Raw genomic sequence first — 9250 nt, forward strand, 5'->3', positions numbered from 1 at the left:
TGGCAAACCGGACTACCCTGATTTTACCCATCGCTACCATTCGGCTACCGCTACGCAGCAGGCATTTTTGCTCAGCGATACGCTGACTTTCTCGCCGCAGTGGCATTTACTGCTGGCCGGTAGCGAAAGCCTGCTGACCTCGGCCAACTATGCCAACAGCGGTCTGCGCAGTAGCCATGCCAGTGATAGCGGCTTCAGCGGCTCTGCCAGCCTGATGTATAAGCCTGTCGATCCCGTGACGCTCTACGTAACCTATGCCGACAGCCTGCAGCAGGGCGATACCGCACCGGCCGGCTCGACTAACGCAGGCAGCATTCTGTCGCCTTATCGCAGCAGGCAGGTTGAAACAGGCAGCAAACTGGCGATAGATAAAGTGCTGCTGACCGCCGCGCTTTTCCAGATAGATCGCCCTTTTGCCTACACCAATACTGGCGGGGACTATGCCGTAGAGGGCAACCAGCGCAACCGTGGCCTGGAACTTATGGCTGACGGCGATGTTAGTGACAATCTGCATCTGTATGGCGGTATGACCTGGCTCGATCCACGGCTGCGCGATACCGCCAGCAGCAGCACCACCGGCAAGCAGGTGGTTGGCCTGGCCCGCTACACGGCCAGTCTGTTCGCCGCTTACGATTTGCCTTTCCTGAACGGCACGGATATTCATGGCGGCCTGCACTATGTGGGACGACGCAGTACCGATAACGCCAACGACAGCTGGACAGGCAGCTATGCAACGTTCGACATAGGGAGCCGCTATAAAACGCGACTTTTTAATACGGAAACCATTTTTCGTCTGGATATCACCAACCTTACCAACCGCCATTACTGGACAAACATCGTGCCCGGAGGCCTGAACGGCTATAGCGGCGCGGGTTATGCCAGCGCCCAGCTCGGCGAGCCGCGTATGGCGCAACTCTCTATGGAGCTAACGTTCTGATGAATCTACGTCTGATTTTCCCTCTACTGACGGTTTTCAGCCTTCTTTTGCCGCCTGCGGTAGGGGCCCGGAGCGTTATTGACGATGCCGGAAATAAAGTTGAGGTGCCGCAGCAGGCGCAGCGGATTGCGGACGGCTGGTATGCACATCATTCCCTGCTGATGACGCTGGGTGCGGGAGACCGCATCGTGGCAACCGTTAATCACGCCAGCGATCGCCCCTGGATGTTTAAAATACAGCCCTCTCTGGCGCAGGCGTTGGCGGTGCATGGCCGCACTTTTAACAGCGAAGCGTTGCTGAACGCAAAAGTGGACGCGGTATTTGTCCCGGCAGAAGAGGCAGGTGCCGACGCTTACCGGCAGGCCGGCCTGCCGACCCTGGTCATGCGCTTCGACGATTTCCCGTCTATGGAGCGCTCGCTGTTAACGACCGCTGAGGTAGTAGGCACAGCGCAGGCCCGACAGCGAGCGCGGGCCTATAACGCCTGGCTGGATCGTCAGATTGAGTTTATCAGGGCGAAAACGGCAGAACTGCACGACGGCCAGCGGCCTGGCGTTTTGCATATTCAGTCTCTGCATCCCCTGAAGGTTGACGGGCGCAGTACCCTGATTGATACCTGGATCCGGCTGGCCGGTGGTCGTAACGTGGCGGCGGAAGTGAATGGCAATATGAAAGAAATCTCGCCGGAAAACGTCCTTTTCTGGCAGCCGGATATCATCATTATTGGCGCGGGAGCCGGCAAACTGGCTGATTCAGATTATGCGGCGTTGTTTGCCAGCCTGCGAGCGGTAAAACGCCATCAGGTCTGGCAAAATCCGGCGGGCGTGTTCCCCTGGGATCGCTACGGGACAGAAGCCGGACTGCAAATCCTGTGGGCGGCCAGGCTTCTACACCCTGAGCTTTTTCCACAGCTTGATATGATAAAAGCCACGCAGGATTTTTACCGCCGCTTTTTCGATTACGCGCTGACGGCCGATCAGGCGCAGCGGATACTGCATGCGCAGGGGCCAAAGTAAGCCGGGCCGTCAGATCTTATCAGGCACGTTCCAGCTGCAGTCGATTTCATCGTCGTGGCTGGAACAATCTGCAATCGGATTGCTCACCGGCTGTTGCTGAGGATGGCGGTGCGTCATACAGCCACACAGCAGTAAAAAGCAGAGCAGCACGCTATATTTTTTCATTTTTTATTCAGAAAGAATTGCCTGAAGAAAGAATAAAATGACGAGCGTCAACGTCAGTATAACGTGCGTGACAATACTTTATTTATCGCTAATTAAACTACAAAAAAAGATAAAAATAATATTATTAATACAACGATATTATTATCCTTTTTAATCATCTATTAACATCCGAGCCTGATTATTAATTGGCACCTGTTTCATTGCGCCGGGGAATAACATTGCCTTCTGCTCTTATCGGGATCGCCGGGGGGCGGCTCTGTCATCCCCCTCATCCTGTCACTAATATCGCATCAGGCCAGACTTTCTGTAGATCATCAGGAGACAGGGACGCTGCGAGGGAGTTATCCGACTGGCCAGCGCAGGCTTAAGCCTGCGCGGCTGCATCAGTGCTTGTTTAACTCTTCAATGAGTGTGCGGTTGAACATCGCAGGATCTTCCATTTGTGGGGCGTGCCCCTTTCCTTTAAATTCGATCAGCACTGCATGAGGGATTAGCTTCGCCGTTTCTTTACCCAACTCGTTATAATGCCCTACCTTCGCTTTTACCTCCGGTGACGCAATATCACTGCCAATGGCGGTCGTGTCTGCTGTTCCGATCAGCAGCGTTGTAGGAACGGTCAGGTTTTTGAATTCGTAATAAACCGGCTGGGTAAAAATCATGTCGTAGAGCAGCGCGGAATTCCAGGCGACCAGCTTATGACCCGGCCCCTTATTCAGACCGGCCAGCATCGTGACCCAGCGATCGTATTGCGGCTTCCACTGGCCGCTATAATAGGTTTTCTGCTCGTACGCCTTAATACTTTCCGCGCTGGTTTTCAGCTCTCGCTGATACCAGTCATCCACGCTGCGCCAGGGGACGCCCTTCGCCTTCCAGTCTTCCAGCCCTATCGGGTTGACCAACACCAGCTTTTCTACCTGCTGTGGATACATTAACGCATAACGTGTAGCCAGCATTCCGCCGGTCGAATGGCCCACCAGCGTGGCTTTGTCAATATGCAGGCTGGCAAGCAGCTGATGCGTATTTAGCGCCAGCTGCTGGAAACTATACTGGTAGTACGCCGGTTTGGTTGAGGTGCAAAAACCGATCTGATCTGGCGCAATAACCCGGTAACCGGCATGACGCAATGCCTCAATGGAATCCTGCCAGGTTACGCCACAGAAGTTTTTTCCGTGCATTAACACCACGGTTTCTCCGTTGGCTTTTGTCTGGGGACGCAGGTCAATGTACCCCATAGAAAGGGGTTGACCCTGTGATGAAAAATTAAATTTCTCAACAGGATAGGGAAAATCAAAGCCCTGCAGTTCTACGCCATACCGCGGTGTATTATCGACCGCCAACGCAGTAAAGCTCAGTAGTACGACGGAGGCCAGCCATAACTTATTCTTTTTCAACACATTCACTCTCCTGCCTGATGTTTAGCTGAAACGAACCCGCCACGTTGCCGCTTTAGAGCGATAAACGGCGCAGCTATGGCGTAAGCTCGCCGTAGCGATTAGCAAAAAGAGCTACGCCTGTGGCGAATTCTCAATGGGTGAGTAAAGTTAATTTGTTACCACGTGTTCAAAAGGAAGACAAATGTTAAACAATGCGGGTTGGCTTGTTTCATTGCTGTGGTTGAGCCTCTGCTGCAAACTGGAGCCGGAAGCGCCGGAACGTTCAAGCTTCTTTATGAGCGCCTGACAGCCCATACAATGATTTTCCTGTGGAAACAGGCTATTACGCCGTTTCCACAGGTAAGTTACTCTCAGTCAGGATGCTTATCAGACGTAAAATCAATCACCATCCGGCCTTTGATTTTTCCTTCCAGCATTTCCTCAAAGATTTCATTAATCTCCTCAAGCGAGCGTTTGGTAACCTTAGGCACCACTTTGCCTTCTGCTGCAAACTGGAAAGCCTCAGCCAGATCTTCACGCGTCCCCACCAGTGAACCGACGACCTGAATGCCGTCCAGAACGAGACGGGGGATATTCAGGCTCATTGATTCTGGCGGTAAGCCAACGGCTACGATGCGGCCACCGGCACGCATGGCATCGACCGCCGAATTAAATGCCGCTTTAGCGACTGCTGTCACCACTGCCGCGTGCGCGCCACCCGTTTTTTCCTGGATGATTTTCGCCGCATCTTCCTTCAACGAATTGATAATTAAATCGGCGCCCATTTCTTTTGCGAAAGCCAGCTGCGCATCGTTTACGTCTACGGCAATCACTTTGGCATTAAAAACGTTTTTAGCATACTGCAGTGCCAGGTTTCCCAGCCCCCCCAGGCCATAAATCGCCAGCCACTTGCCGGGCTGAATACCCGACACCTTTACCGCTTTATACGTGGTTACGCCCGCGCAGGTCACACTGCTGGCCGCTGCCGGATCCAGTCCATCCGGCACTTTCACCGCGTAGTCCGCCGCCACAATACACTCTTCCGCCATGCCGCCATCAGCGGTAAAACCGGCATTCAAAACGTGACGACACAGGGTTTCATTGCCCGTTGTGCAGTATTCACAGTGGCCACAGCCTTTATAAAACCAGGCCACGCTGGCCCTGTCGCCTACCTTCAACGAGGTCACGCCTGGGCCAACTTCGCTGACGATGCCCACGCCTTCATGACCCAGGATCATGCCGGTACGATCGCCAAAGTCCCCGTTTTTAACGTGTAGATCCGTGTGACAAACGCCACAACATTCCATTTTTAGCAGTGCTTCACCATGCGCCAGCGCGCGCAGCTTCTTCTCAACGATATCGACAGTATGATTCTTATTGACCACGGCAGCTTTCATTGTGCTTCCCTCTCTGATTGGTTTTTTAACTATATAAACCTTTTCATCGCCGACCTTGCTTTAACATGGTAAACAGGCGACAGATCGCAACAAATTTTGTATTTAGAGAGCTGCTCCGCTGAATCAATAAAAATGAAACGGCATTTTATTAAATTAGTGAAGCAGCCCGCCGCTATCTTCTTCCTCACGCCACTGCCTTATGTTGACTGGCAAAATCGCAAAGGTTTTCGGAGCGTCATCATTCTAACTTACTTCATCGCCCGACATACAGCCGGGCCGTGTACGTTGGTCAATCAGGGTGACGATTATGACAATACGTAAACCAGGAACGCTTAATTATCTCGCCTATGGATCAGGGGATTTTCTTGGTGCCGGAACGATGGCATTAACTTCTGCCTGGCTGCTTTACTTTTACACCACCTTTTGCGGCCTCAGTCCTATTGAAGCCACTTCTATTTTCGCCATGGCCCGCATTGTGGATGGCGTGGTCAGCCAGCTGATGGGCTATCTGACCGATCATTTTGGCTCGACCCGGCTCGGCAAACGCTTCGGTCGCCGAAAATTTTTTATTCTTATCGGCATTCCTCTGGTCTTCAGTTACAGCCTGATGTGGCTCAGTGACATGACCTATGTTTACTACCTGCTGACCTATCTGTTCTTTGAAGTGGTCTACACCCCGATTCTGGTCCCTTATGAAACTCTGGTGCCAGAAATGACTGACGACTTTAAAGAGAAAACCAAATTCTCCGGTGCGCGTATCGCGCTGGCCCAGCTTTCCGCTAGCCTGGCCGCTTTTCTGCCAGGCATTCTGCTGGCTTCATTCGGCAAAGATAATCCGCTTTCCTTCTTCTATGCCAGTTTGGAGCGCTAATGTCATTAAACCTCCATCCTGGCGTGGTTTGCGGTTACTGCCTCGATCCGGCAGATACCTTGCTGTTTGCGCAGATCAACAACGGCAATGCGCTTTCACTGGCCTTTGCCAAAGGTTTTGGCTGGGGTGCCGAGCTGAACGTGCGCTATATGTTTGAAAAAGCCTTTACCGGGCGCCGCGGTGAAGGTTACCCGGTCGAGCGTAAAGAGCCTCAAGTACGTAACGCTCGCATCCTGAATCAGGTAAAAAGTGCGGTGATCAAAGATAATTATCTGGATACGCTACGCGCTATCGACCCGGAACTGGTTAAAATCGCCGTCAGCGGTGAGCGCTTCCAGAAATGTTTGTTTGAACAGGGAAAGGATGCAGAAATCATTGCCTGGGTTAAGCCGCTTTTACAGAAATAAAAGCGCGGTGGTCAGCCTGGGCTGACCACCTTTTTACTCTCTTTGCTCTCATCCCTGTTCTCATTGAGAGCCGTTCCTCTACTTTTCTCAAGCTGCTCCCCGTCAGAACATCCTTGTTCATTCTTTTCTCTTTTTTATTCCGCATTAATGATTAACGTGAACATTATAAATAATGACATTTATATTTATTATCATCTTAGTGCGCCCAAATTAATTAACACAATTCTCACAAATGGTGGGGCCGGACGATATGATCTGTGTCAATGTCCTGGTTCTGGATATATTTAACACCGTTCGCGTTTAGCCGATGTTTACCGGTTTCTGTTACTTTATTTCTTATTAAAAATAGTAAACACCACGGAGAAAATGAATGAAAACTGGATTGATTGGTTTAATGATTGCCGGCATTCTTACCAGTTCGGCGGCTTTTGCCCAGGACAATACGTCCTGCGTTAAAATGACGGAGAAAGAAGTGGCCTCAATGTTTGACCGCTGGAACGATTCGCTAAAAACAGGCGATGCTACCACGGTTTCACAGAACTATCTGTCAGATGCGGTGTTGCTGCCAACGCTGTCAAACAAAGTGCGCCTGACTGACGAAGAACGTATTGATTACTTTAAAAAGTTCCTGGCGAAAAAGCCGGTGGGCCATATTGACAGCCGCACCGTTCGCATTGGCTGTAATAAAGCTATCGACACCGGCACCTATACCTTTACCTTTGGTGACGGGTCTAAAGCCGCTGCACGGTATACTTTTACCTATGCATGGAACGGCCAGAAATGGCTGATCTCAAGCCATCACTCTTCTGCCATGCCTGAAGGTTAATCGTTCTCTCTCCACGGTGAAAACCGTGGAGAATTTTCAGCGCACAACCTTGCCTTTCTCAGCCACACCCTTTCTGTAAAAACCTTTTCCTGGCAATAAAACAGGTTTATTCATTATTCGCGCTGATATCCCTATGATAAAAAAATGGGGTCGAAGTAATGATTTTATGATTAAGATTAGGTCGTTGTTTAACCCTCCCCCGATAAAATCTCCCTTGTAGGTTGGAAATACTTAATCATCTGATGAAAATACAGGGAGTTTTTATGACAATATCCACTTTTAAGCTGGCTGGCGATATCGCCGTTACCGTACGTACGCCTGATGTTTCTTCCGCACCCGCAATTATTCTCTGCCACGGTTTCTGCGGTATCCAGGACATTCTCTTGCCCGCTTTTGCCGAAGCTTTTACCCGGGCAGGCTTTATTACCCTCACTTTTGACTACCGCGGTTTTGGCGCCAGCGGCGGCGAGCGCGGCAGGCTGGTACCGGCTATGCAGATAGACGACATCATTACCGTCATCGACTGGGCCAGCGCGCAGCCCGATATCACGCGTATAGGCCTGTGGGGCACCTCTCTGGGCGGCTGTCATGTTATGGCGGCAGCCGCACGCAGCCCGGCGGTAAAATGCGTGGTCAGCCAGCTTGCCTTCGCTGATGGCGACGCTGTCATCACCGGGGAAATGACGCCGGAAGAAAAAAACAGCTTTATCGCCACGCTGGATAAAATGGCGGCAAAAAAGGCAGACACGGGCAAAGAGATGTTTGTCGCCATCACCCGCGTGTTAAACGACGAGGAATCAAAAGCCTTTTTTGACAGCCAAAAAACACGCTTTCCGGCGATGGATATTAAAATTCCTTTCCTGACGATACAAGAGACGCTGCACTACAGGCCAGAAGAAAGTGCTCGCCAGGTTCTGTGTCCGACCATGGTTATGGTGGCAGGCGACGATGCCGTCAATCCGCCGCAACAGGGTATCGCGCTGTTTGATGCTCTGGCTGCGCCGGAGAAAAAGCTACATATCGAAGCGGGAGCAAAACACTACGATCTCTACAGCGGCCCACACTTCGATAACATCATTGGGCAGCAGATCGACTGGTACAGACTCTGGCTCTGAATTAAAGTATTTACTCTTCAGGCGTACAGCGTCAGTCCGGGACGGAGACGCTATCCTTAACGGACAATGCCAAACCGGCCTGACTGACTGACCGTAAATCCTTGATAAGGAGAAAATATGAAAAAAGTGATGCTGCTGCTTGCCGCCCTGGCAGTAACTGGCGCAGCGCAAGCTGCAGACTCAGACGATCCGGCCCAGAGCTATATCGCTAACCTTTGCACCCTGGTTACCCAGGATAAAGCAGCTGACACGGCAGATAGCTATATCGCTAAACTGAAAGCGCTGCAGATGCGCGGCCAGTCGTCTTCCGCGCAGGAAAAAACGGATTTCGATGAGGATGAAGCCAGAACCGTGGTGGCTGCCTGGATGAACCTGAGCGAAGACCGGAAGAAGCAGGCTCGCCAGAGTACGGAAGCCTGTCAAAGCGCTACGCTGGACGAGTATCAGAGCCAGGATTGATTTTCCCCGCCCTGCTGGCTGTGACGCAGGCAGCAGCGGCGGTTTTCCCCATCAGCAACGTGACCTGCTCAGAGCGGTGGCAGAAAAGCACAGGGAATATCACAGGATCGGTGACGAATGTCACCAGGAGGCGAAAAAAGTTAGTTAAAAAAGCAAAGGAACAACAGGCTGGTACAGGCTAAGAGGTTTTAATAGCGGTAAAAAGTGATAACCACCGGTCTTTCCCTGACCGCGGCTATCGAGGGTTTCTGGCCGACGCCATTAATACATAGCGCCTGGCGGTACGTGTTTAAAAGTTTCAACATAACTGCGAAACACGTACTTGATAATCTTTCTCATTTTCTTCACCTGAATTCAACTTTTATTGATAAAACGCAAAAAAATTATACAAGAAGCGCGTTTTTCAGGCAAATAAATTTGAAGTGCGTCACAGAATTGACCTGAGTATGCAAAGCCAAACTTAAACAAAAGCTAAACAAGGTGGGCAAACCCATTTGCACGTTTCAGCCGTTCCACCTGTTACAGCTATCCCAGCCCTTGCAGCCGCTACAGTCATCGCAACTATTACAGCCGCTACAACTGTTACGCCTGCTTCAGCGGTAACAGCCATCCCAGCCATCTCAATTATCACAGCCGTTACAGCCGTTACAGCCGTTACAGCCGTTACAGCCGTTACAGCCGTTA

General features: G+C 51.2%; 10 protein-coding genes and 2 pseudogenes. 7 read left to right on the forward strand and 5 right to left on the reverse strand.

Going from position 1 to position 9250, the window contains the following annotated elements:
• Together RTK32_RS01785 and RTK32_RS01790 are read left to right on the forward strand one after the other, a co-directional pair.
• A partial coding sequence (locus tag RTK32_RS01785; protein ID WP_312041820.1) for a TonB-dependent receptor domain-containing protein occupies positions 1 to 937 on the forward strand: 937 nt, incomplete at its 5' end.
• On the forward strand, positions 937 to 1953 hold the full coding sequence (locus tag RTK32_RS01790) for an ABC transporter substrate-binding protein (protein ID WP_312041821.1): 1017 nt from the start codon (positions 937 to 939) through the stop codon (positions 1951 to 1953). The genes RTK32_RS01785 and RTK32_RS01790, both read left to right, overlap by 1 nt.
• 9 nt (positions 1954 to 1962) lie before the next feature.
• Here the strand turns inward: RTK32_RS01790 and RTK32_RS01795 are convergent, their stop codons facing one another.
• From RTK32_RS01795 to adhP, 3 genes are all read right to left on the reverse strand, one after another.
• Complete coding sequence (locus tag RTK32_RS01795; protein ID WP_312041822.1) at positions 1963 to 2118, reverse strand: hypothetical protein; 156 nt, start codon at positions 2116 to 2118, stop codon at positions 1963 to 1965.
• A gap of 383 nt (positions 2119 to 2501) precedes the next feature.
• Positions 2502 to 3512 carry an alpha/beta hydrolase gene (locus RTK32_RS01800; RefSeq protein WP_312041823.1) on the reverse strand — a complete coding sequence of 337 codons (1011 nt, stop codon included), beginning with the start codon at positions 3510 to 3512 and terminating at the stop codon, positions 2502 to 2504.
• 350 nt (positions 3513 to 3862) lie between these two features.
• Positions 3863 to 4888: an alcohol dehydrogenase AdhP gene (adhP, locus tag RTK32_RS01805; RefSeq protein ID WP_312041824.1), complete on the reverse strand. Its 1026-nt coding sequence runs from the start codon at positions 4886 to 4888 to the stop codon at positions 3863 to 3865.
• Positions 4889 to 5195: 307 nt separating this feature from the next.
• Between adhP and RTK32_RS01810 the strand changes: the two are divergent.
• The 5 genes and pseudogenes from RTK32_RS01810 to RTK32_RS01830 all read left to right on the forward strand — a co-directional run.
• Positions 5196 to 5750 (forward strand): annotated as a pseudogene (locus RTK32_RS01810) (MFS transporter); the annotation flags it as partial.
• A pseudogene (locus RTK32_RS01815) lies at positions 5750 to 6166 on the forward strand (hypothetical protein); the annotation flags it as partial. The pseudogenes RTK32_RS01810 and RTK32_RS01815, both read left to right, overlap by 1 nt.
• Before the next feature lie 370 nt (positions 6167 to 6536).
• Positions 6537 to 6992, forward strand: coding sequence for an SgcJ/EcaC family oxidoreductase (locus RTK32_RS01820; RefSeq protein ID WP_312041825.1), 456 nt, complete (start codon positions 6537 to 6539; stop codon positions 6990 to 6992).
• 263 nt (positions 6993 to 7255) lie between these two features.
• The gene (locus RTK32_RS01825; protein ID WP_312041826.1) at positions 7256 to 8107 is read left to right on the forward strand and encodes an alpha/beta hydrolase; all 852 of its coding nucleotides are present in this window, start codon (positions 7256 to 7258) and stop codon (positions 8105 to 8107) included.
• Positions 8108 to 8224: 117 nt separating this feature from the next.
• Positions 8225 to 8566, forward strand: coding sequence for a hypothetical protein (locus RTK32_RS01830; protein WP_312041827.1), 342 nt, complete (start codon positions 8225 to 8227; stop codon positions 8564 to 8566).
• Between the two features lie 261 nt (positions 8567 to 8827).
• On the opposite strand, the gene azuC is transcribed toward RTK32_RS01830, so the two are convergent.
• A complete protein-coding gene (gene azuC / locus RTK32_RS21305; RefSeq protein WP_409451054.1) occupies positions 8828 to 8905 on the reverse strand; it encodes a stress response protein AzuC in 78 nt (25 codons plus the stop codon).
• Between the two features lie 121 nt (positions 8906 to 9026).
• Positions 9027 to 9250: hypothetical protein (locus RTK32_RS01835; RefSeq protein ID WP_312041828.1), on the reverse strand; the 224-nt coding region annotated here is incomplete at its 5' end.

The organism is Erwinia sp., from assembly GCF_031978025.1.
In the GTDB taxonomy this organism is placed as follows: domain Bacteria; phylum Pseudomonadota; class Gammaproteobacteria; order Enterobacterales; family Enterobacteriaceae; genus Erwinia.